At 46.3% G+C, this 21,377-nt stretch carries 21 protein-coding genes and 1 tRNA gene; 10 read left to right on the forward strand and 12 right to left on the reverse strand.

Translation table 11 applies throughout. The annotated features are described in order from the left end of the window. Positions 1–178: 178 nt before the first annotated feature. Positions 179–640, reverse strand: coding sequence for an SRPBCC family protein (locus tag LZ23_RS21130; RefSeq protein ID WP_045217450.1), 462 nt, complete (start codon positions 638–640; stop codon positions 179–181). 239 nt (positions 641–879) lie between these two features. On the opposite strand from LZ23_RS21130, the gene LZ23_RS21135 reads away from it, so the two are divergent. From LZ23_RS21135 to LZ23_RS21160, 6 genes are all read left to right on the forward strand, one after another. Further along, positions 880–2,058 carry a TraB/GumN family protein gene (locus tag LZ23_RS21135; RefSeq protein ID WP_045217451.1) on the forward strand — a complete coding sequence of 393 codons (1,179 nt, stop codon included), beginning with the start codon at positions 880–882 and terminating at the stop codon, positions 2,056–2,058. Between the two features lie 236 nt (positions 2,059–2,294). Continuing rightward, positions 2,295–3,356, forward strand: coding sequence for an EAL domain-containing protein (locus LZ23_RS21140; RefSeq protein ID WP_052507591.1), 1,062 nt, complete (start codon positions 2,295–2,297; stop codon positions 3,354–3,356). Between the two features lie 2 nt (positions 3,357–3,358). Next, the gene (locus LZ23_RS21145) at positions 3,359–3,937 is read left to right on the forward strand and encodes a stage II sporulation protein M (protein ID WP_045217453.1); all 579 of its coding nucleotides are present in this window, start codon (positions 3,359–3,361) and stop codon (positions 3,935–3,937) included. A gap of 69 nt (positions 3,938–4,006) precedes the next feature. Then, positions 4,007–4,519 carry a hypothetical protein gene (locus tag LZ23_RS21150; protein WP_045217454.1) on the forward strand — a complete coding sequence of 171 codons (513 nt, stop codon included), beginning with the start codon at positions 4,007–4,009 and terminating at the stop codon, positions 4,517–4,519. A 215-nt stretch (positions 4,520–4,734) separates the two neighbouring features. Then, the gene (locus LZ23_RS21155) at positions 4,735–6,039 is read left to right on the forward strand and encodes a M23 family metallopeptidase (RefSeq protein WP_045217456.1); all 1,305 of its coding nucleotides are present in this window, start codon (positions 4,735–4,737) and stop codon (positions 6,037–6,039) included. 136 nt (positions 6,040–6,175) lie between these two features. Further along, positions 6,176–6,251, forward strand: a tRNA-Ala gene (locus tag LZ23_RS21160). A gap of 22 nt (positions 6,252–6,273) precedes the next feature. Here LZ23_RS21160 and LZ23_RS21165 read toward each other — a convergent pair. Then, on the reverse strand, positions 6,274–6,495 hold the full coding sequence (locus LZ23_RS21165; RefSeq protein WP_045217459.1) for a site-specific integrase: 222 nt from the start codon (positions 6,493–6,495) through the stop codon (positions 6,274–6,276). A 924-nt stretch (positions 6,496–7,419) separates the two neighbouring features. Next, complete coding sequence (locus tag LZ23_RS21170; protein WP_157493409.1) at positions 7,420–7,590, reverse strand: hypothetical protein; 171 nt, start codon at positions 7,588–7,590, stop codon at positions 7,420–7,422. Between the two features lie 286 nt (positions 7,591–7,876). Between LZ23_RS21170 and LZ23_RS21175 the strand changes: the two genes are divergently transcribed. Together LZ23_RS21175 and LZ23_RS21180 are read left to right on the forward strand one after the other, a co-directional pair. Continuing rightward, a complete protein-coding gene (locus LZ23_RS21175; RefSeq protein WP_045217462.1) occupies positions 7,877–8,350 on the forward strand; it encodes an Lcl C-terminal domain-containing protein in 474 nt (157 codons plus the stop codon). Between the two features lie 645 nt (positions 8,351–8,995). Further along, positions 8,996–9,415 carry a hypothetical protein gene (locus LZ23_RS21180; protein WP_045217464.1) on the forward strand — a complete coding sequence of 140 codons (420 nt, stop codon included), beginning with the start codon at positions 8,996–8,998 and terminating at the stop codon, positions 9,413–9,415. 174 nt (positions 9,416–9,589) lie between these two features. Here the strand turns inward: LZ23_RS21180 and brxL are convergent, their stop codons facing one another. The 9 genes from brxL to pglX all read right to left on the reverse strand — a co-directional run bounded on the left by brxL (position 9,590) and on the right by pglX (position 20,369). Beyond that, positions 9,590–11,626 carry a protease Lon-related BREX system protein BrxL gene (gene brxL / locus LZ23_RS21190; protein WP_045217468.1) on the reverse strand — a complete coding sequence of 679 codons (2,037 nt, stop codon included), beginning with the start codon at positions 11,624–11,626 and terminating at the stop codon, positions 9,590–9,592. 68 nt (positions 11,627–11,694) lie between these two features. After that, positions 11,695–11,907, reverse strand: coding sequence for a hypothetical protein (locus tag LZ23_RS21195; RefSeq protein ID WP_045217470.1), 213 nt, complete (start codon positions 11,905–11,907; stop codon positions 11,695–11,697). Between the two features lie 24 nt (positions 11,908–11,931). Next, entirely contained in the window at positions 11,932–14,547 is a 2,616-nt protein-coding gene (pglZ, locus tag LZ23_RS21200) for a BREX-1 system phosphatase PglZ type A (RefSeq protein WP_045217472.1), read from the reverse strand. Positions 14,548–14,674: 127 nt separating this feature from the next. Continuing rightward, positions 14,675–14,980: a hypothetical protein gene (locus tag LZ23_RS21205; protein ID WP_045217473.1), complete on the reverse strand. Its 306-nt coding sequence runs from the start codon at positions 14,978–14,980 to the stop codon at positions 14,675–14,677. Between the two features lie 525 nt (positions 14,981–15,505). Continuing rightward, positions 15,506–15,868, reverse strand: a complete 363-nt coding sequence (locus tag LZ23_RS23765) for a four helix bundle protein (RefSeq protein WP_084591182.1) — start codon at positions 15,866–15,868, stop codon at positions 15,506–15,508. Positions 15,869–16,004: 136 nt separating this feature from the next. Next, positions 16,005–16,268 (reverse strand): type II toxin-antitoxin system BrnA family antitoxin, encoded by a 264-nt coding sequence (brnA, locus tag LZ23_RS21215; protein WP_045217476.1) that lies wholly within the window; start codon positions 16,266–16,268, stop codon positions 16,005–16,007. Continuing rightward, entirely contained in the window at positions 16,258–16,521 is a 264-nt protein-coding gene (locus LZ23_RS21220) for a BrnT family toxin (RefSeq protein ID WP_045217478.1), read from the reverse strand. The genes brnA and LZ23_RS21220 overlap by 11 nt, the downstream gene beginning before the upstream one ends. Next, positions 16,508–16,672 carry a hypothetical protein gene (locus LZ23_RS24415; protein ID WP_157493412.1) on the reverse strand — a complete coding sequence of 55 codons (165 nt, stop codon included), beginning with the start codon at positions 16,670–16,672 and terminating at the stop codon, positions 16,508–16,510. Before LZ23_RS24415 ends, LZ23_RS21220 begins: the two co-directional genes overlap by 14 nt. Positions 16,673–16,784: 112 nt before the next feature. After that, complete coding sequence (pglX, locus tag LZ23_RS21225) at positions 16,785–20,369, reverse strand: BREX-1 system adenine-specific DNA-methyltransferase PglX (protein WP_045217480.1); 3,585 nt, start codon at positions 20,367–20,369, stop codon at positions 16,785–16,787. 394 nt (positions 20,370–20,763) lie between these two features. Between pglX and LZ23_RS21235 the strand changes: the two genes are divergently transcribed. Beyond that, positions 20,764–21,003, forward strand: coding sequence for a DUF4160 domain-containing protein (locus LZ23_RS21235; RefSeq protein ID WP_045217483.1), 240 nt, complete (start codon positions 20,764–20,766; stop codon positions 21,001–21,003). Then, positions 20,963–21,226, forward strand: coding sequence for a DUF2442 domain-containing protein (locus LZ23_RS23770; protein ID WP_084591183.1), 264 nt, complete (start codon positions 20,963–20,965; stop codon positions 21,224–21,226). Before LZ23_RS21235 ends, LZ23_RS23770 begins: the two co-directional genes overlap by 41 nt. Positions 21,227–21,377 lie beyond the last annotated feature (151 nt).

The following is a 21,377-nucleotide window of genomic DNA, read 5'->3' on the forward strand; positions in this document are numbered from 1 at the left end:
CTTCAGCCTTCAGCCTTCAGCCTTTATTCTTCAATCTTCAGTCTTCAGCCTTCAGCCTTCAGCCTTCAGCCTTCAGCCTCCAGCCTTTATTCTTCAGCCTTCAGCCTCCAGCCTCCAGCCTTTATTCTTCAGTCTTCAGCCTCCAATCATATAAAATTAAACCCTGTTTCAAACATAGTCAATACGACCTGCTGGAAAAAATCCTTTCCAGGGCATCTCTGCGAAAAGAAAAAATCTCTTTGAGTTTCGGCAGGACAAGTAATCTTCGCACTGGCTCAGCCAGCATACCGAAGTATAAAGAATAATGAACGGTATCGGTAACCTCAACCCCTGCATCAGTCTGTCTGAAATGATGCTGATGGTGCCAGAAGCGATAAGGGCCCTGTCTTTGTTCGTCTACAAAAAAATACGGTTTTTCTACATGAGTGATTTCTGTGATCCAGCTCATGGGTATCCCGGCCACCGCCTTGATGCTGTATTCAATTATCATCCCAGGATACATATGCTCTGCATCTTTATGCTTAATGTCAAAACACATCCAGTCAGGAGTGATGCGGCATAGGTTTTCCGGCATGGAAAAAAAGTTCCATGCCTGATCTAATGATATGGGAAGAGTCTGTTCATAGCGTAAACGATTCATAATTCTCCTTCAGAATGCACGTTTTAATTCAACAGCAGGAGCTTATCTTTTTTTATCAAATGTTTAAGAAAACAAACAGATATCTGTTCACCACTCTATTCTACTTTCAGTTAAAACCTGCTTTTGAATAGATATTCCTTGAGGTTTACAGCCTTAAGCATTATGAACTTGCATCTCTGGTGGCAACGTTATTCTCTGTCAATCCTTAAAGTCAATCCCTAAACTCAGGCATTCAACCAATGGATAATAATCATCAATTAAATTCAGAAAATCTGACCCATGTTAAACTAAATGACAAAGACATCTATCTCCTGGGCACAGCCCATGTTTCAAAACAAAGTGTAGAGGATGTCAAAAACGCGGTGCATGACCTGCAGCCCGATGCCATCTGCGTTGAACTCTGCCCTTCAAGATATCAGGTGCTGGTTCAAGAAGACGCCTGGCAAAAAATGGATATTTACCGTGTAGTTAAAGAAAACAAAGCCCTCTTTCTTCTGGCCCAGCTTGGGCTGAGTACATTTTACCGAAAAATTGGGGAAAAGCTCGGGGTTAAACCTGGAGCTGAAATGCTGGAAGGCGTCAATCAGGCGGAAAATACCGGAGCACGCCTGGTCCTGGCAGACCGCGACGTCAACATAACATTAAAACGCATCTGGTCTTCCTTGTCTATCTGGTCCAAATTTAAACTTCTAAGCCACCTTTTTCTAAGCATGATGTTCCAGGGCAATATTGAAAAAGAAGATATTGAAAAACTTAAAAATAAAGATCAGCTGCAAATGGTCATGGATGAATTTGCCAAGTCTTTTCCCCAGGTTCAAAAAACTCTTGTTGATGAGCGAGACCAGTATCTGGCCCATAAAATATCCACAAGTCAGGGGCATAAAACGTTAGCTATTGTTGGCGCGGCCCATGTGCCGGGAATTGTCAAATATCTGAGCCAGAACATTGATCCAGCCCCTCTGACAGCGGCACCCCCGCCTGCTGTCTGGCCCACTTTTATCAAATGGGGCATTCCCATCCTCATTGCAGCTCTTTTGCTGATAGGTTTTCTGACTCAGGGTACAGCTCACTCAGTTCAGTCCATTTATATCTGGGTTCTGGTCAATGGGATTTTTTCCGCTATAGGTGTAACCTTGGCCATGGCCCATCCCCTGACCATTCTGAGTGCTTTTCTGGCCGCACCCATAACAAGCCTCAACCCTACAATGGCAGCAGGCTGGATAGCAGGTCTGGTGCAGGCATGGGTTAAAAAACCCATTGTCAAGGATCTGGAAAATCTGCCCAAGGCTCTGACTACACTCAAAGGATTCTGGCTCAATCCTATTTGCAGAATTTTGCTTGTTGTGGTATTGGCCAATCTCGGCAGTTCTCTTGGCACGTTTGTGGCCGGTACATGGATAGCAACCAGGATATTCTAAGCAGGCTTTACGCACAGCCCAGTTTTTTCAGGCTGAAGACTGAAGACTGAAGAATATGTTTACTGGGCATTTTTGCTCTTTCATGGTTGAAAAACTTTCTTTTTTTCTAAGGATTGAAGCGGTAAGCTACTAAACTGTCAGGTATTATTTTACATGTATGGCTGGAGTTAATTGTCCATCATACACCACTATACAATGTCTCATTATAAAAAATCCAGGAGCGCTTGCTGATAACCATGAAGTGCATTTGTGAAAAAAATCCGGAAATCATATGTGGAAAAGGTACGCTCATATTTTTCTGTCGGGCTGTGGACCTTTTACATCATGTTCGTAAGCATTGTGAGCAAAAACTCCTGCTCTGGGAAGATATCCCAGGCGGTGTCATTGTGCGAACCCTTTCAACTCATGACTTTCTCAAAACTTTCTGTCTGTCTCCGGAGATATCCGACCCTGAAAAACAGGCTATCAAGTTTGTATTTCTCGAAAAGGGAGACCGTATTGATCCTGCTCATCTTGCAAGTATACAAAGCATACTCAACTATGCCCGTGTCCTTGATGCAGCAGATCTGTTGGAAATTCTTGAAGAAAACAGGCTGACAACTTTTTTCCAACCCATAGTAGACATCAGAAAGCAGAGCATTTTTGGGCATGAGTGTCTGCTCAGGGGGCTGGGCAATAAAGGAGAAATAATTTCGCCCGGATACCTTTTAAATAAAGCAAGAGACTCGGAAATACTGCACCGGTTAGATCGACAGGCCAGAGAAACTGCCCTGACCACAGCCCAAAATTCCAAAGCCATGGGACATCTTTTTATCAACTTTATTCCCACAACTATTTATGAACCGTCCAACTGTCTGAAAAAAACTTTCGCAGTCATGAAAAATCTGGACATTGATCCCAATAGAATAGTATTTGAAGTTGTGGAAACTGAATCTGTCAGAGATACAAAGCACCTCAAGGGTATCTTAAAATATTACAAGGAACAAGGGATGAAAACCGCTCTGGATGATATGGGCAGCGGATACTCCAGCCTGAGGCTGCTCACGGAAATAATGCCGGATTACATCAAAATAGACGCAGCAATCATTCGCGATATACACCAAAACACTCTTAAGCAGTCTATTTTCAAAGCCCTGTCCAATGCATCTTCAGATAATGGCATCAAAGTTCTGGCTGAAGGAGTCGAAACCAAAGATGAACTTGACTTCATTCTTACCTGCAATGTTGATTTGGTCCAGGGTTATTACTTTGCAAAGCCTCAAGCCGAACCTGTCCAAAAATTACGTGATTTTCTATAATTATGCCCCTTCCTGACAACAGATTTTTTCCCATGCTTAATGAGGCTTTGCAAACCATACGTGCTGCCCGGCCGTTTATTCTTTCAGCAGTATTAGTATACTGTGCCGCTGCTGTGGCTGGTTGGGTTTATCCCGGCGAACTCCAATTTATGGAAGATCAATTTATGGAACTCGCCAAACGATTCCAGGATTTAAACTTTATTGAGTTTTCCACGCGTATTTTTATGCATAATCTGGTGGCATCTTACCTTGCCATGTGTTTTGTGACATTATTCGGGATCATTCCCATGATCCTGGCTGCATTCAACGGTCTCCTTCTGGGCTGGTTTGCAGGATGGCTGCCCGAGGTATCATGGATGCAACTGGCTGTAATGCTTGTACCCCATGGCATGTTTGAATGGCCTGCCATGTTCATTGCCTTTGGCGTGGGCATGTGGCGAGGAATGGGTGGAATGTTTACCGGCACCACCCTAACCTGGTGGCAGCTCTGGAAAAAAGCCAATTATGCCTACTTTTTTGTCGTCGTACCTCTGCTTTTTGTTGCAGCCATCATAGAGGGGCGCTATCATTTACTGACATGATATTTGTTTTAACATTGCCAAATCTTTAGCCTACTGATTCTCAACAACTGAAATTATCCGGGATTTCTTATGTCACAGGAAAAAATGGAAGTTATGGTCCAGGAACTCTGCAGTTATGCTCTGGACCGTGAAGATATCAAATGGATGGTTGATACTTTTCCTGAATCAACAGAGCTTGACAAGAACAAGCTTGAGTATGAACTGAATATTTTAAAAATTGTAACTGCTGGGTGGAGTATCTCCTACTACCTTCAGGACAACCCGGCCAAGGACTTAGTTCTCGAGCCTTTCTGGAAAAATATACATGATGTTTCCGATGGATTATCCCAGGCAACTGGACTTCTCATTGGCAAAAACATAAATTTTTTCCAGACCCTCAAGTCAAGGTTAGACAGCTATGTTCTGTCCATGTCCAGGTCTAATGATGATAAACCAGCCCTGGCCATTGGCTTTGAATTTGCCAGGCATTGCAACTCGCAGGATGACCTTGCGGTTTCCATGGCCGGTTCCAAAATGTTTATGGCAGTCACTGCAGGAGTAAAGCAATTACTGGAGGCTGCAGAGCTGTTGCCTTCTTCTTGAGTGTACAAACAACAATCGACGTAATAGTTTAGCCCTTTTCTAAGGAAAGCAGGGGACAGGCACCCCAGTCCCCCTCCGGGCTGTATGCCTCCGGGCAGGAAGCCGTGCCACATGCAAATGGCTAAACTGTTACCAATCGACAGATATCCGTTGCAAACAACACTGTTACTATAACTTAGATTCCGACCCATGGCAGTCGGCAGTATGGAGATGTTATGAAATACCGATTTAAGAAAAGCTTTTACATTCTAATTGCTTTGTTAGTTCTGATTGGAGGCGGTTATACTTATTTCAAGTTTGCAGACAAAATAGAACCTGTTATCACAATGCAGCCTGAAATAACTTATACTAATGGACGTCAGCCTCTGACTGTTCAAGCCCAGGATCTTGGACGAGGTCTTAAGGAAGTCACTGTCAGAATCATTCAAAATGGTGAGGTCCATGGTGAGAATATCCATGATTTTGACAGTGCCCTGCAGTCTTTTGAGAAAAAAATTGACCTTGCTGACTTAAGTCAGGGGCAATTTCAGGTGGAGGTCATTGCCCGGGACAGATCTATCGTCAATTGGGGCAAGGGAAATGTTACTAAATTTAAACGCAGCATGGTCTATGACACCCGGCCACCATCCATCTCAGTGTTGACCAATGTCCACAACCTGAACCAGGGAGGTTCCGGGCTGATTATGTATAGCCTTTCTAAGGATGTGGTTAAAACAGGTGTGGTCCTGGGCGATTATTTTTTCCCTGCTTTCCAGCAGCCTGACGGAACCTATCATTGCATGTTTGCATTTCCCCATGACGCTGATCCTGCCAACGATGTTCCCAGGATCATGGCGATAGATATTGCCGGCAACGAGCAGATCTCAGGGTTCAACTATCACGTCAATGCCAGAAGTTTCCGCGACGACCGCCTCAATATTGGCGACAACTTCCTGCGTTCCCAGATGCCCCAGTTTGAAACTGACTTTCCCCAGGAACATGATCCATTTGGAATCTTTTTGCGAGTCAATAGAGAAATGCGTGAGGACAATCGCCGCAAAATAGAAGAGATTGCTACAAGAACATCACCCATCCTCGACTTTGACGGTGTATTCATGCGTAAGCCCAACTCTGCTCAAATGGCTGGCTTTGCAGATCGAAGAACATACTTTTATCAGGACCGGGAGATAGATCGGCAGGTTCACCTCGGAGTCGATCTGGCTTCAGTTGCACAGGCGCCCATTCCAGCTGCTAATAAAGGCCAGGTGGTCTTTGCCGGCCCCATAGGTATTTACGGACAAACAGTAGTCATAGACCATGGTTTAGGGCTTCAGACCCTGTATGCGCACTTAAGCAGCATAGATGTTCATGAAGGGCAAACGGTCAACAGGGGCGACTCTATTGGCCGTACCGGCACAACAGGACTTGCCGTGGGTGATCATCTGCATTTTGAAGTCCTTATTTCGGGCATTTCCGTTAACCCGATAGAATGGTGGGACGGCAGCTGGATCAACAACAACATAACATCCAAGCTGAATTAAAATGATCAGCATGTTGGCTGACAGGCTTACGTGCATCCGGTCAATGCGTCAGAGATTACCAGTAAATTCCCTGATGCAGCTTTTTTTATGTTGACAAACCCTGATTATACTATTAAACATTTTTTCCAGCTGATCAGGGGCTGTAGCTCAGTTGGGAGAGCGCTTGAATGGCATTCAAGAGGTCAGGAGTTCAATTCTCCTCAGCTCCACCAAATATCCATAAGGGCTTGCAGGCTATTTACTTGCAAGCCCTTTTTCTTTTTTCACAACAGGTTTCACAACATTTGAATTTAGTTGTGGCATAATCTCAACCGCCCGTGACCGCTCTGCGGAGTGATGTTCGTAATAATTAGCAAGTATCATTTTTACGCTTGTCCCTGCCATGTCTGCAATTGTGGAAGGCTCAAGGCCATTGTTTACAGCAGTGGTTATCCATAAGTGGCGGATATCATACATACAGACCGGATACTTAATCCCCACCTTTTCTGCTACGCTGGATAATCCTTTGCCCAGATCGCCAACCTGCCTGCCCTGATATTCAATGAGATACCCGGACCTTGATTTAAGCTGGTTAATCCTCAGTTCTCAGTTGTTGTGAATGAGATTGGGGACAGGTTCTTTGATTTCTATTTTTCAGGCAAATGTGCATCAATCATAAGCAAAAATCGTAAAAATATGAGAATTGTAACCGTCTGATTTTGTTAGCAAAACGATTCCAGTTACTTGTAAGCTCCTCACCCGGGCGGCCCGGGACCGAACGTGTGAGTAACTGTCTTTAAAGTGGAGCCTGCATCCTGCAGGCTATTTAATTCCAGGCGGCTGGAAGCCGCCTCCACCTTGAAGAACTGTCACATATTTGTTCCCCTGGGGCGGCCCGGGACCGAACCTGCGAGTAACTGTCTTTAAAGTGGAGCCTGCATCCTGCAGGCTATTTAATTCCAGGCGGCTGGAAGCCGCCTCCACATTGAAAAACAGTCCCGTATTTGAAAATTGGGACAGTCCCCGCGAGGTACTATAAAAAAGATTGATGCTGCATTGGTTCCTGGGAGAAATTTGCTTTGATGAAAAAATCTACACAGCGAGGGACAGTCCCCCTCCGGGCAGGAAGCTGTGCCAGGCTCAAAGTTCCCATCTTTGACGGAACTTTTCTGGCAAATGTGCATCAATCATATGTAAAAATCGTAAAAACTTGAAACAGGCTCAACACGTTAGAGATTGCCGCGCTCGAAGACTCGCTCGCAATGACACCTGAGCTGTCAGGGATGTGGTTGCTGAAAACCTGTCACCCACGAGGGAGCCTAAGCGACCGAAGCAATCTGTATGGTAAAATCATAATACTCTGATTTTATTAGCAAAACGATTATAGTTACTTGTAAGTCTTTATGCAGCCTTCTTCAGGCCATCAAGGCAGGCAGTGAACTTCTGGAACAACTGCTTATCATGCTTGCATCTCTGCAGATCATAGAGAGAGTGGCCGGCGCGTCTTTCACTGAGGCTGTTCCATATATCCTCAACCAGGCAACTCAAGTCAACCTGATCAAATGCAGCCACGACGGCCTTCACCTCCATTCCGGCTACAATGAAATTCTTGCTATATCTTTCCAAAGCTGGTTAAAATGTTAAGTCAAGGGAGAAACACCCTCATCTCCTCTCGAAGCACAGCAAACTGAATCATCAACAAATTTACTGCCAACTACTGCCAACCTTATTGGCGCCAAATTAAGAGTCATCCTTGCTGGCAATACTGATAATATACTGATATTTAATGGTTTTATTGTATGGCATAGATAGTGCTTAATAGTTGAAAAATATCAACACTCAACCACGGAGAAACGTTATGAAAAAATTGTGGAGAAAGCTTTTCGGAACAGCGGCTCTGGCCTTGATGCTCTGCTTGACCGGACTGGTCATGACCAGCGAAGCCCTGGCCCAGCGGCTCGTTGACAATGGGAACGGGACTGTGACGGACACGGTGACGGGGCTGATGTGGACCAAGGATGCTAACCCGTTGGGCCCCTTGAGTTGGTATGACGCCATGGCGAGATGTGGCTCTTTCAAAACCGCCGGTATTGACGGCTGGCGGTTGCCGAGCAAGGATGAGCTTATGTCATTATACCATGCAATTCTAGGCGGACATCCCTTTACCGGGGGACAGTCCTGGTACTGGTCCAGCACGACCTTCGCGGACGACAGGGCCGACGCGTGGGGCGTATACATGGGCTTCGGAAAAGTGTCCGTCCGCAGCAAGACCAACCACAACTACGTGTGGCTGGTCCGCCCCCATTACCGGGGTGTACGTATATTGCCGTAATTTTTTCAATAAAATCCGTGACTAAACTGAAAGGAGAACCATCATGAAGACGTGGACCAAAAATATTTGGACTGAGTGCTTTCATGACGTCTGCAGGGAATAATCTCCGACAATTCATAACGAACCCCTAAAATTACATCCGACGTCAAGACCTTCGCCTGCCACGTGTAGCCGGTCCGTGCTGGACGGTGAGGTGCTTAGGAAGTTTGTATTATTTGGTCCTTCAACCCCACCCAATCACAGAGGTATATCATGAGAAAAATGTCGAGAAAGTTTTTTGGAACAGCAGCTCTGGCTTTAGTAACTTACCGTTTCAATCCTTAGGAAAAAACATGAAAGTTTTTTAACCTTGAAAGAGCTATAATGCTTAGTAACCTTATTCTTCAGCCTTCAGTCTGAAAAGTAAGGTTATCGCCCCTACTTAACGATCCTTGTTTAAATTGGGTTGTGGGCAAAGCCCGCCTTAGTAATCTGCCTGACCGAAATGGTCATGTTTGATGCGGCCTTTGCCTGATGGTGAGTGGATACCGGTGAGACAGCGGTGCTGGACAGATGAAATTAACGGACAAGGCATGTTACAAACAAATCATTCAAAAACGCATAGCATAACACAGAACTTAACTTTCAATACATACTGAGGAAATTATGGACAGAATAATCAAAAATCACTTTTGTTTTCCTTATGCTATTACTTCAATTATGTTCGCACTTTCTCTTTTTGTTTTCTTTAAGCCAGCACATGCACATCATTGGACAAATTACCACCAGACAATTCATTGCTCAGTAGAGGTGGAGAGACTTTTTATATTTGGAGAATGGCACCAGATTAGCGTGACTTTCACATCAGCAAATGATCCTCAAGCTACGATCACTTACGAATGTACTCATGCAGCAGACGAAAATGCACCGGCAAAATTCGATTGTAACGTTGTCAGGGAGCAGACTGGAGATCAACAATTTTATGGCAAAAAAAGTGGAGTGAACCCATTTTTTTTTCCAAGAGCTGCCACCCAGTGGCAAGCATGTGACGATGTTTATAAAGAAGCAGACCTTTTGCTTAAATGATTGTTTGCATATATTTCATCTTTTTGAGCAGAAAAGTTGATATCCTCTTTCCGGGGAGGTGAGCGGGATAATATCTGTGCCGGACCTGAAGCTGAACAACTGAAACCAGTTTCCGGCTGGAAGGTGGAGCGCAAGGCACTGCTACCTTTTTGGTGGGCTTGGAGTAGGTCACTCCTACTCCACCCCCAGCCCCTTGAACACAGCATCCACAGGATCGGCATAGAAACTGGTCTGGAATTTGGCAAAGAGTTCGCCGGGGATGGTGGGGATATCTCCAACACTGCTCATGGGGATAAGAACCCGCTTGGCTCCAGAATCAAAGGCCACCTGCAGGCATGCGGCCAGGTTGTCCGCCGGGATAATGCTGCCGCCAAGACTCATATCGCCCACAACCACCAGACTTCCCATAACAGGCCGGGCCATTAGACCTGAGCACAGGGCAAGCAGGCATGGCAATGTCATGGAGAGATTTGGGCCATTATTATTCATGTCCACTATATGCAGATGAAAATCTTTTTCTCCGGGCTTGCTGACAGCACTGATCCTTGCTGAATGAGCCTTGAAATAATCAAAGGCCACCTTGATGGGCTCCCGGGCCTTGCTTCCTGCTCCAACCCCTGAAATAGACAGCTTGCCGTTGCCGGACGTGACCTGGGTTTCTATCCTGTACAGACCCAGATGGCCATTGTCTCCCACTCCAACAGTGTGCAGGGTTCCTGGATTGGGAGGCCCCTCAGGTATGAGGGAACTTCCGCCCTGTTCAGGTACACTGACAAACTTTTCCTCCCTGGTTTCCTTTTCAATATAGCTGAAATGCACGTCATAAAACTCCATGCCCCCCAGCTTTTTGAGCTGTTCCTTAACCCTTCTGCGGGATTCAAGAGCATATTTCAGACATCTTTCCACTGCTTCCTTGTCGTATTCACCGTGGGGATACAAAAGTTTGAGCAGACCGGACACACCTTTGCGTACGGCAATGGTGTCCCTCTGGTTCAGGTTATTGCCCAGGAGGAAATATTTATCTATGGCATCTGCAAAGGTGGTCTTGCGCATTTCCCGGAAATATTCAGCCATGTAGTCAACAATCAATCCGTAAAGATTGGTGAAATACTCAGGCCGCATCTTGGGGATTTCCCAGCCCGGGATATAAAAATGCATCCGGTCAAAAAAAGCGGTATCAATCATGGCCTCAGGAAAGGGCACAAATAAATGGCTGGTCTTAAGCAGACTTTCCACGCTCTGGTTCAGGTTGCCCACAAAGACCATGGAGGCATCAGCGCTTATGGAGTCCCTTCCTCTGGAAAAAGATCCCGATGCCATGAAATCCTTCATGATCTGGACCCCGTCCTTGTCCTTGAATCTGATCCCGGCCACCTCATCAAAGGCCACCACGTCCCAGACTCCCACCAGGCCCACCCTGCTGGAGCTCATATTGTAGAAAAGATTGGCCACCGTGGTCTGCCCGCCTGAGACCAGAATACTGTTGGGACTGATTTCCTTATACACATGGCTCTTGCCTGTACCTCTGGGGCCAAGCTCGCAGATATTGAAATTGTTCTCCACAAGAGGAATCAGCCTGGCCATGAGATGCCATTTGGCCCGGCCATCCATGGTTGTGGGCTCAATGCCTGTGGAGCGCATGAGTACGTCTAACCACTGTTCCTCAGTAAATGCCTTGCGCCCATTATAAACTGTGTGCATATCCATGTTGGGCATCTGGATGGGCTTGAGCTCGCTTATGGAAAAGGGAGAGCCTTTCTGTCCTTCCTCATAGAAATAATTAATGGAGATTATGCACCAGATACCGCCCATGAGCAGCTTGTCAAATTCCTTGACTATATTGGTGGTGATCTCAACCCCACGGACTCCCAGGTTGGACAAAAAAGCCTCATAGCAGTCCCGGCGTTCATTAAGGGTGACCGTGACCTTGTCGATAATCTTGAAGCTGCCCCGCTCCCTGATAATGGATTTGACCTTTTCAGCTTCATCCGGGCGGACATAATTCTGGGACAGGATGTCCTTGACGCTTTTAATGCCGTCCTGGATGACATCTTCATCGTCTGAAGCGCAGTAAATGCCCAGAAGGTATTCCAGAACATATACCGGAACATTGGCTCCTTCCTTGAGCAGTTTGGTCAGGTCCTTGCGGACCACCTTGCCCTGGAAGTGTTCATTGAGCAGGGTGTCCAAGCTGGGAGTAGTGTTTTCCATGGGTAAGTGCTAACCTTGTTTATGTCCTGTTTTGAAAAAAATCCGGCTTTGATCTTGCTAAATCCTGCTTACCGTGAATAACTGAAGTGGACCCGACCATCTGACCATAATTCAATTTCCTTTCGCAAGTCATTAACAGACAGGCTGTCTCCGTTTTCAAAGGCTTGTCTGCCTTTTCTAACTTTGTCCAGGACATAAAGGTTGTACATTATGTCATCAATGTCTGACGATTCAGGCATGTGTGAAAGCACTTGAAGAGCTTCCTCTTTTAATGTTTCCATGATCCGCCTCCACAAAATAAGGTTCTAAAAATCATCAATAAAGGCCAGGTCAATGTAAACCGGTATTCGCTCATACTCAATGCCTGTTTCCGGATCTCTGAGTACCAGCGAATATTCCCTGGTGCTGTCATAACCGCCCTTTTTCAGGAGCAGCTTGACCACTCTCTTTCTATCCTCCATGGAGTCTGAAACAGAATCAAAGGTAACCGTCTGTTCACTGCTCATCAGCTCGCTGCCGTCCCTGACGGAGACAGCAAGGCTTCTGGCAAGCACACGCTCGGATACCTTGTCGGTCTGAATCATTTCCACTTTATGGATGGTATTTACAATCCTGCGGTTGGAGCCAAGCACTGATACCCCGACCCTTTTAACTGCATCTTTTTCAGCAGCTTTGGTATCAAGCTCTCTGACCCGGATAACCGGCAGGATAATTTCCTGGGGCATTGCTCCGCCATGGGTGAACCTGGCCCCCCCGGAAAAATGAAATCTGCTCATCCCTTTGGGAACCCAGAACTCCATATCATCACTTGTACCAGCAGTCCTGGCCGTACTGCCCTTCCAGGCTGCATCGCTCCTGCCGAGATTGCGGCCTATTATATAGCGCTTTCTGGCCTTAATGGCTGTATCAGGTTTTTTAAAATTCACGCTCTTGTCCAGGCTGGTCAAAGCGCTGTCCTGATAAAGGAACCCGTGATCAGCAGTGACCAGGACATTGGAGCCGTTCAGGCTGTTAATGATAAATTTGATTAGAGAGGACAGCTCATCAATGGTCTGCCTCACAGCAGCAAAAGTCTTTTTCTCTGATGCGGCATTGTCACCGGTGGCATCAATCTGGTTATGATAAATGTAAATAACCCGCCACGGCCGGATAAATTCCCGGCCCTGGTCCTTGTTCATGGTCAAAAGATCCTCGGCCCGGACTGCAATACCCTCATATTCTGACAAAATCTCGTTTCTTTGCTCCAGAGAAGCGCAGGGCCTGCCATCAACCAGCACCTGGTCAGTATCTTCCCGGTAGCCATAATCCTTTCGGGGCAGAAGAGCAGCCATGCCCAGAGCGGTATAGCCTGGCAGAACACCCAGCATGGAGTCCAGCCCTGCCTTGAACCTTGATTTGGTGTTCATGTCCCGGACCAGTTCTTCTGCAGCTTCAAAGCGCAGGGCATCACTGATAATTACAAAGACCTTGCGCCGTGGAGTCTTGAGGAGGGGGCTTACTATTCCAGAAAAAAACTGATGCTGCACACGCACTTTGCTCACAAACCATTTATTGAGCAGACCTTTTTCACCGTCCATGAAAGAACCCCAGCAAAGGGAAATCTGATCCAGATACCAGCCGCAGTAGCAGGCTTCCACCTCTTCCTGCACAGGTTTGAGCACGTCCCACCCGGCCAGCTCCACCTCGTCAGCTGCCTCGTGAAAGGTCCGGTAAAGCTGATCAAATCTGTAAAGCTCCCCTGTATAGGCATGAAACATATCATCAGCTGATCCATAGCTAAAACCGGGATCATATTCCCGGCGCAGAGCCGTAAGGTCCAGAGCTGCTTCCAGGGCTGTATAGGCGCTAAAGTATATATTGCCTTTAGAACTGTACTGATCAAGGCTTACCTTGGCCCAGTGACCGTCTTTTCTGCGGGCGATAATACTTTTAAGCTCATCAATACTGCACTCTGCATGACTGACCATTTTTGTGCGCAGCAGACGGATCAGGCTTTGCTCAACCTGTTCAAAGGTCATAATGTCCACCAGGTCGGGCAGATCAAATTTTCCCAGCTGGCTGTCTAAGTTCAGATCAGTTGCAACCCAGGCTGATGCCTGTCCGTAGCTTCTAAAGTGTCCCAGGTGTGATCTCCACTGAGAGGCAAATACTGAAACATTGGCTGCAAGTCCCTGCTCTTCAAGTATAAAATGCTTCAGAGAATCGGGTAGCTCCCTGTGCAGTCCTGCGGCCAGGTCAGTGACCAGCAGGCGGATAAGCAGATCATAAAGACCTGGTTTGTCAGAGCGGTAGCCGAATGTCCGGACCATTTCCTCCCAGAAGAATTCATCAAGGCCGAATTTCTGGATTTCCTGCCAGGAGCCCGGCTCACCGCGGCAGTCAGATTCCCGGCCCTGGTACATCTCCCCGAACAAATTCATGAGAATATCAAAAATGGATGCCTGGTCAGCCTTGGTGAGCACAGCCAGCATTTTAATATCCAGCTCCCGCTCCCGGTCATCAGGGGTGACCAGCTTTTTGAGCCGGGCAAACCTGTCTTTGTTGTCAAAAAACTTTCTGCGTCTGCCTAAGTGTTGGTGCATGGACTGATTGGCCAGCCCCAAATCCCCAAGAATCATGCTTGGCCTGTCTGCACTGAACATATAGCTATACATGCGAATGTCCAAGAGCCAGTCCTGGTCCGGTTCAGGCGGGGCATACGGGGCGTAAAGCAGGTATTTGCGGCCTTGATCACCAAGTTCGATCCTGACCTTGATCTCAAGCTGGCTGGAGTTTTTCAGATTTATCTTGTCCACATGGCCCAGTTCAAGACCAGGGACAACATCCACAAACTCCTGCTCCGGATCATGCCAGAATACAATACGCTGGTCCTGTTCATGGAAAAGCTGGTTAAGGCTGTCGGTTATGCGGGTGGTATTCATTTTTTAATTAGGCTGAAGGTTGATAATAAGGCTGAAGGTTAATAGGCTGAAGGCTGAAGTAATAAGGCTGAAGTTTAATAGGCTGAAGGCTGAAGGGAAGAAGGGAAAGGCAATAATGCACTTTAACTTACTCCAAATCCTTGAGCTTATTCTTTGTATTGGCGGCTTCATCAGTCCAATGATGCCACATGATGTAATCCTCATGCATATCCATATCAGCATCATCAGGAAGGCCCCTGGCTTCCAGATCATCAAGTGTTGTCTGATATTTTTCCTCAAAGGAGCGAACCTTGCTTTCGGCCAGGAAAAGCCTATTTTTCAAGTCAGAAATCCGCAGAGCCACGCCATGAGTGATGACTGCTGTTTTTTCTTCCTGGGTAAGGGATAAAAACCGGCTTTCAATATTGTCTTCAAAACTTGATGCTTGTTCCATGTTTATACCACCTGATAAAATAATTAGGCTGAAGGCTTATAAGAAGGCTGAAGGCTTATAAGAAGACTGAAGGCTGAAGGCAGGAAGGCTGTGAATAGACTGAAGGTTGGAAGGCTGAAGGCTTATAAGAAGACTGAAGGCTGAAGGCAGGAAGGCTGAAGGGGAAGAAGAAGTACCAGCGTAACTGTTCACCATATTTTCAATAAGACTATTATAGCAACCTGGATTCCGGCTTTCGCCGGAATGACGAAAAAGGGCAGCTATTCTGCTTTAACCGTCACCCCGGATCGCGGATCAAGGTCCTGGACAGGCTTTGATCCGGGGTCCATGTCTTTTTATTTGACTTTGCTGAACAGTTACGAACCAGCAAAGAATATGTTCAGCTCAGTTTTTTCCTTCAATATTAGTAAGCCTTCTTCCTCTTCCTTCAGCCTTCAGCCTCAACTCCTTCAGCCTTATTCCCTCAGCCTTTCCTCTCTGCCGTCAGCCTTCAGCCTTCAGCCTAAACACCTTCAGCCTTATTCCCTAGCCTTTAGTCTTCCTCAACGAACATATAAGTCCGTTAAGTACTTTTTCAGTTTCAATCAACAACTTTTCGCAATCTGCAGACATGATCTCTTCACAATAGTTTAAACGTACAGCAAGGGAAAATTGATACCGCAGCTCACGTAAAGAACCAAAAGCTATTTCTAAAAACCTGAGATAGTCTGCCTGACTAAAACGGGCACAGCCTTCCACGATGTTTGATGGAACGGAGATAGCAGCCCTTCTCATTTGAGATGTCAGGCAATAAATTTCTTCCCTGGGAAAACTCGCAGTCAATCTGTAAATTGATAAAGCAACCTCATCTGCCAGTTCAAAAGCTCTAAGTTTAGTATGATCCCTCACTTTACTTTACCCCCAATATTTTCTCTAAAGCCTTCCCATCTTCAGCCTTCTTCCTTCTTCCCTTCAGCCTTCCAACCTTCAGCCTTCAGCCTTATTACTTCTTCCCTTCAGCCTCAACCCCTTCAGCCTTATTACTTCAGCCTTCAGCCTCAACCCCTTCAGCCTTATTACTTAAGCCTTCCGCCTTCAGCCGCTCAACTAACCAGACCTTAATAATTGACTGACGAGTAACACCTATGCGGGCAGCCTCACGATCCAGAGACTCAACCACCCATGCCGGGAAGTCAACATTGATGCGCTTTTGCTTCAGATTGACCCGTCGCGCTGTGGACAAGTCAAGATCACCAATTATGTCATCCTGGCCCTGGTCAAATTTTTTATCAAAGTCTTCAGCTTTCATATAGATCTACCTCTGTTTTACGAGCTCGCCTGACCGAGATCAAACGGATTTTTCCATCTCTGTAAGTGATGACCGCAGACCAGTGTTTTTCATTGATAAGGCCTATAACCAGAAATCTAAGCTCATCTTCAGATTTTGCCCGTATTTCAAGAAGATAAGTGTCATTCCAGAGTTCCTGAGCTTCTGTAAAGTCAATACCATGTTTTTTCTTGTTGGCTTGACTCTTTTGGTCATCAAACTCAAACACATGCATGAGTAATATTTATTCCTATTTTACTCTTTTGACAAGATGGTGCTGATTGAAAAAAAGCAGCCTCAGCCTCTTTGACCATAGACAAGGGGCTGTCATTATCCATTATCGCACTCCTTTTCTGCTCCTCGCCTGCCTTTTTTTCCTTTTTCATTCTTCCTTCTTCCCTTCAGCCTTCAGCCTACACACCTTCAGCCTTATTACTTCTTCCTATCTTCCCTTCAGCCTTCCAACCTTCAGCCTTCAGCCTTCTTCCTATCTTCCCTTCAGCCTTCAGCCTTCCCACCTTCAGCCTTCTTCCCAATCACCGCCTTGACCTCAGCCAATAGACCTCCGAACTTGCCGTAATTAACCTTGACCCCGTCATCCAGGTCTAAGGATATGCGCTGGTCTGCGAAGTGGCGCAGGAGTTCGTCAAAGCTTCGCAGTTCATCCAGCTTGTCCTTGATGCTCTGGATTTCCTTTTTAACCTTGTTTCTGACAGTGTTTGTCCCGGCATTGTCAAACTCGTGTTCCAGAAATTCCAGCCTGGCCTTGTACTTGCCCATAAGAGGGGTGACATACATGCCCCGCATCCTGGACAGGGTAGCTTCATTGTAGCGGTGCAGATAGACCAGACATTGAAAGGCCCGCTTTTTGCCGCTGGAAAACAGCCAGTAGATGGGGCGCTTTTTATAGACCCGCAAATGGTAGTCCTTGAGAAATGAAGTGCTGATAAATCTCCTGATGGTCTGGATGGATGTTTCCCCCTGTCTTGGATCAAGGCTGTCTGCAATGAATTTGAGATTTTCCTTCAAGTGCTCCTTTGGCCAGGCAACGGCAATGAACTCCTGAAATCTGGCGGTGGCATCCTCGTCAAACCAGTCATCATCCATAATGGGCAGAATGCCGTCCCCGTCAGCAGGAAAGTTCTCGTACCTGCCCGGATCAAAGCCTTCATTTGCGCTATTGGCATAGATGAGGCCCGGCTCATCAAGTGAATACCTGCCCATCATACAGCCAATGGCATAGGAGATAAGCTCCTTCATGGTATCAGCCCGCAGCATGGCCTCCAACTCGTCCTCAGATTTGCTTCCGCCATAACGGTAATGAGGATTGCAGGTCAGGGTGATCTCGTTCAGGGGCACATCCGGGGTCAGTTCATCCTGCAGGCCGTAGGCTTCAATGAAGATGCGGTTGTTCTCTTCTTCTAAGCGTTTCATTTCGTTGGTCATTTCCTGCCAGTGATTGCGGACATTGGAGTAGGTTGAGGATATGTTGTTGGATCTGTGGTCAGGGTTGAGCAGGGGAAATATGGTAAAGTCCCAGGATGTTTCGTATGAGTCCCAGTCGGATTTGGATTTGTGGATGAGCTCTTTAATTTGTAAAGTGATATTATCAACTCTTACTAAAGGAAGCTTGGCTATCTCTCCGGGTGAAAAATTCAGGGTTTGGCTAATGCTCTTAATTATATGGTTGCCAACTTTTGAGTTTAATGCTCCCAATACATTCGGCAAGTATTGTTTGTTGTATACAGGACAAACACAGCTTGCATCGTCATATAAATGCCCTTCACAAGAGTATCTTGCAGAAAAATTTGACGATGTAATTTTTGTCCACGATAATCCTTCTTTGAAATAAAGATCTGGATTACGCTCACCATATTTATCAAAACTTTTAAGCTCATCCCCATCTCTTAGGAAGTTGACAATAAATTCCTCGTTTCCATACCATTTCCTAAATTCCCCCCCTTTATTATGAGGATACCACTTGAGATCACTTCTCAACGATTCTTCATGCGACCTACACCCAAAGAAAATATTATTTCGAGAAACCTCCCAATAAATCCGAAGGAATTGGGCATTATCACCAGTCATCATTCCCTTTTTGGGGGATGCATATTTTGTTATAGGTGGATATTTTATAAAAGTATCTCTAAGCGCTCGGCTCACCCAATAAGCAATCGGACTCCCGGGAATCTTTTTGAAGTCTGAAGCAGAAACAAAGAAGCGGTTTGCCCCACCTGTTCTAATTGTCTCAATCTTGGCTTGCTCTGACTTTTCATCGGTAAGCCGCAGATAGGTTCCCTTATATTTCTCAAGTCTTTCGTTAAACAGTACAAAAGTCGTAGTCTGCACCACTTCTCCGCTGATACTGTCAAAGGCCCTTGCCCCAAGATGGGCCATGGTGATGATCGTTTCTGTATCAAGAAGTTTGTTTCTGAGCTTTTCAAAGCTGGACAAAAACATCCAGCTCTGCATGGTGATCAGGGCTGAAAAACCATGTTCTTGAGTCATTTGAAGATTGCGATCAATAAACATGGCAAACAGGTCTGACTTGCTGTCCGGATAACTATCCTTGGCAAATTTCTTCAACATGGGATTCAACCCCTTATTCCCCATATAAGGCGGATTAGCCACCACAAAATCATACTCCCCAGCCAGAAGCATGGCCTGCCTGACCAAAGGCTCTACCCTCTCAGCCACTGCCATGGCCTGCATATCCCCTGCTTTGGCATCCTCTACTGCCTTTTCCAGCCCGGGCAAAGCTGTTTTAAGTTCATCCGGCACTGTCAAAAGTGAACCAAAGGTCTTGCCGTGTTCAAACAGGCACAGCAGGGATTCAATTTCTTCTCTAATTACCTTTTCCCCATCTCCCTGCGCAGATCTTGAAAGCGCATTGAGCGTATCATCAACCTGCAGCCCGTTACTTTCCTGAATGGACATGACATTGAGCTGCACTGGGTTGTCCGCGCTCAGGATACGGCGATCATCAGCCCTGGCCTTCATGAACAGGGTAAACCTGGACAGCTGGGCGGCCCGGTCATCAATATCCAGGCCGTACAGGTTTTTCTCCAGGATCAGCCTGGGAATATCCCTGGTGCGGTAACCCCTTTCCAGATAGATTTCCTTGAATAAGTCATATCCTTGGGCCAGGATATGGCCTGACCCGCACCCCGGGTCCATCAGGGTAAGTTCTTCAGGATTCAGCTCATTGGGCGTGATTGCATCCAGTCTGGCCTGGACTTCCGGCTCCTGGTCTGCCGGTTCAATATAAAACTCCATCTTGTGCCTGAGGCTGGATTCCGGATAGGTCATGAGCCATTTGCGGCCCAGGGTGTTCTGGACCATGTACTTGACTATCCAGTTGGGTGTGAAGAGCTGGGTGGCTGCCGGAATGTCTTCTGATTTGACCACCTTGCCTATGACCTGGCCCTTCTTTTCAGAAATATAAAACTGGTACAGCCAGCCCACTATTTCAATTTCCTGCCAGTCTGTTTCCGGTATTTCTTTAACCAACGTCCGCAAAGGCGAGTTGGTCTGAAGCAGATTATCCGGCAAAAGAAGCTCCATAACCTTGCTGAAGCGCTCAAACAAAAAAGGCATGACCTTGTTCAGGGCGCTGCACTGGGCAATGATGAGCATGCGGTAAAGCTCGTGATCCCTGTCTCCGGCCAGCCTGAGTTCTGCAACCTTTTCCCTGTCCAAGCCAGGCAGATCTATGGATGCCGCCTTTTCCAGGATTTCCGGTACGTCTGAATCTCCGGAATTGCTGAGCACTCTGTAACCGTGGCCAAGATAGTCGTGCAGTTCCATATAGCGCAGGGCCACAAACCTGTTGAACCAGGTATAGGCGGCTTCTTCCATGACCTGGTCAAAGCCTTTGCGCTTGATAAGGTCTTCAAGCTGCTGACGGGTCTTTCCCACTTCTCTGGGCAAAGGCCGGCCTGCGATAACAGCCACATCACCCTGAATTTCCACAGGTTCGATTTTGTCCTGGGACAAGCCTAATATCCCGGCCCGGTCAGTAACCGCCTTGATAAACTCCCGCCTGGCTGCCGGGGCGTATGCTTTTAGTTTGCTGGTGTTCATAGTATTTCAGACTGGATAATCTTTCCGGTTAATGTTAGTTGACTAATGCGGGCTGTGCCACAACCCAAAAAAGATATTTTAACCGCCCGTTCGAAGACTCACTCAAGACGCAAAGGGCGCAAAGGAAGAAAGAAGTTTTTTCATTTGCCGGGGAACCCAGTTAAACCCGACTGCGACAGAGACTACGTCTGTTTAACAAGGCAGGCGGCAAATGAAAAGGCAGCCTTTTTGAAAACCGATGCCCGGTTTTCAAAAAATATCTTCTTTATTATCTTTAGCTTTGAGTCCTTCGCGCCTTTGCGGTTCAAACTTTCTTGTTTTTTATGACAGGGTTTCAAGAGTAAGTTACTAACGAGGCATCCTTGAGAATATTGAACAGAATCGAGCATCAAATATGACTCCTACAGTATTTAGAAAACACGGATACAGATTTTTCTTTTTCTCAAGAGAAGAAACAAGAATGCATGTTCATGTTGTTTCAGCTCAGGGAGAAGCTAAATTCTGGCTGAAGCCTGAGCTGGAACTGGCCACCAATTACCGCTTTTCCAGAAAAGAACTCAAAGAAATTGAATCAATAATTGAGGAGAACTATCATGAGCTTACCAGCGCATGGATTAAACACTTCCACAATTGAGGTCACTCATGTATCCAGCCATGGAATCTGGATTCTGACAGATGATAAGGAACTGTTCATGTCTTATGAAGAATTCCCCTGGTTTAAAGATCAGCCTTTAAAAAATATTTTGAATGTACAGGAACAGTCTCCTGGTCATTTCTACTGGCCGGAAATAGATGTTGACCTGACCGAAGAAATTATAAGACATCCCGAGCGATTTCCTCTCAAATCGACAGGCTGATCAAAGGCTGATCGCAGGCTGAAGGTGTTTAGGCTGAAGGCTGAATTAATAAGGCTGAAGGTTGGAAGGCTGAAGGGAAAGAAGAAGAAGGACCAGCGTAACTGTTCACCATATTTTCAATAAGACTATTAAAGCAACCTGGATTCCGGCT

It is taken from the genome of Desulfonatronovibrio magnus (assembly GCF_000934755.1).
Lineage (GTDB): Bacteria > Desulfobacterota > Desulfovibrionia > Desulfovibrionales > Desulfonatronovibrionaceae > Desulfonatronovibrio > Desulfonatronovibrio magnus.

What these genes read in the sequence shown, in the direction of transcription:
- LZ23_RS21130 (WP_045217450.1), bottom strand. Translation starts at nt 640, where the DNA reads ATGAATCGTTTACGCTATGAACAGACTCTTCCCATATCATTAGATCAG.
- LZ23_RS21135 (WP_045217451.1), top strand. Translation starts at nt 880, where the DNA reads ATGGATAATAATCATCAATTAAATTCAGAAAATCTGACCCATGTTAAA.
- LZ23_RS24415 (WP_157493412.1), bottom strand. Translation starts at nt 16,672, where the DNA reads ATGAAAAAGGAAAAAAAGGCAGGCGAGGAGCAGAAAAGGAGTGCGATA.
- LZ23_RS21145 (WP_045217453.1), top strand. Translation starts at nt 3,359, where the DNA reads ATGCCCCTTCCTGACAACAGATTTTTTCCCATGCTTAATGAGGCTTTG.
- LZ23_RS21195 (WP_045217470.1), bottom strand. Translation starts at nt 11,907, where the DNA reads ATGGAAACATTAAAAGAGGAAGCTCTTCAAGTGCTTTCACACATGCCT.
- brxL (WP_045217468.1), bottom strand. Translation starts at nt 11,626, where the DNA reads ATGGAAAACACTACTCCCAGCTTGGACACCCTGCTCAATGAACACTTC.
- LZ23_RS21165 (WP_045217459.1), bottom strand. Translation starts at nt 6,495, where the DNA reads ATGTATGATATCCGCCACTTATGGATAACCACTGCTGTAAACAATGGC.
- LZ23_RS21220 (WP_045217478.1), bottom strand. Translation starts at nt 16,521, where the DNA reads ATGCATGTGTTTGAGTTTGATGACCAAAAGAGTCAAGCCAACAAGAAA.
- LZ23_RS21140 (WP_052507591.1), top strand. Translation starts at nt 2,295, where the DNA reads ATGAAGTGCATTTGTGAAAAAAATCCGGAAATCATATGTGGAAAAGGT.
- LZ23_RS23770 (WP_084591183.1), top strand. Translation starts at nt 20,963, where the DNA reads ATGAGCTTACCAGCGCATGGATTAAACACTTCCACAATTGAGGTCACT.
- LZ23_RS21235 (WP_045217483.1), top strand. Translation starts at nt 20,764, where the DNA reads ATGACTCCTACAGTATTTAGAAAACACGGATACAGATTTTTCTTTTTC.
- LZ23_RS21150 (WP_045217454.1), top strand. Translation starts at nt 4,007, where the DNA reads ATGTCACAGGAAAAAATGGAAGTTATGGTCCAGGAACTCTGCAGTTAT.
- LZ23_RS21180 (WP_045217464.1), top strand. Translation starts at nt 8,996, where the DNA reads ATGGACAGAATAATCAAAAATCACTTTTGTTTTCCTTATGCTATTACT.
- LZ23_RS21175 (WP_045217462.1), top strand. Translation starts at nt 7,877, where the DNA reads ATGAAAAAATTGTGGAGAAAGCTTTTCGGAACAGCGGCTCTGGCCTTG.
- pglZ (WP_045217472.1), bottom strand. Translation starts at nt 14,547, where the DNA reads ATGAATACCACCCGCATAACCGACAGCCTTAACCAGCTTTTCCATGAA.
- LZ23_RS21155 (WP_045217456.1), top strand. Translation starts at nt 4,735, where the DNA reads ATGAAATACCGATTTAAGAAAAGCTTTTACATTCTAATTGCTTTGTTA.
- LZ23_RS21205 (WP_045217473.1), bottom strand. Translation starts at nt 14,980, where the DNA reads ATGGAACAAGCATCAAGTTTTGAAGACAATATTGAAAGCCGGTTTTTA.
- brnA (WP_045217476.1), bottom strand. Translation starts at nt 16,268, where the DNA reads ATGAAAGCTGAAGACTTTGATAAAAAATTTGACCAGGGCCAGGATGAC.
- pglX (WP_045217480.1), bottom strand. Translation starts at nt 20,369, where the DNA reads ATGAACACCAGCAAACTAAAAGCATACGCCCCGGCAGCCAGGCGGGAG.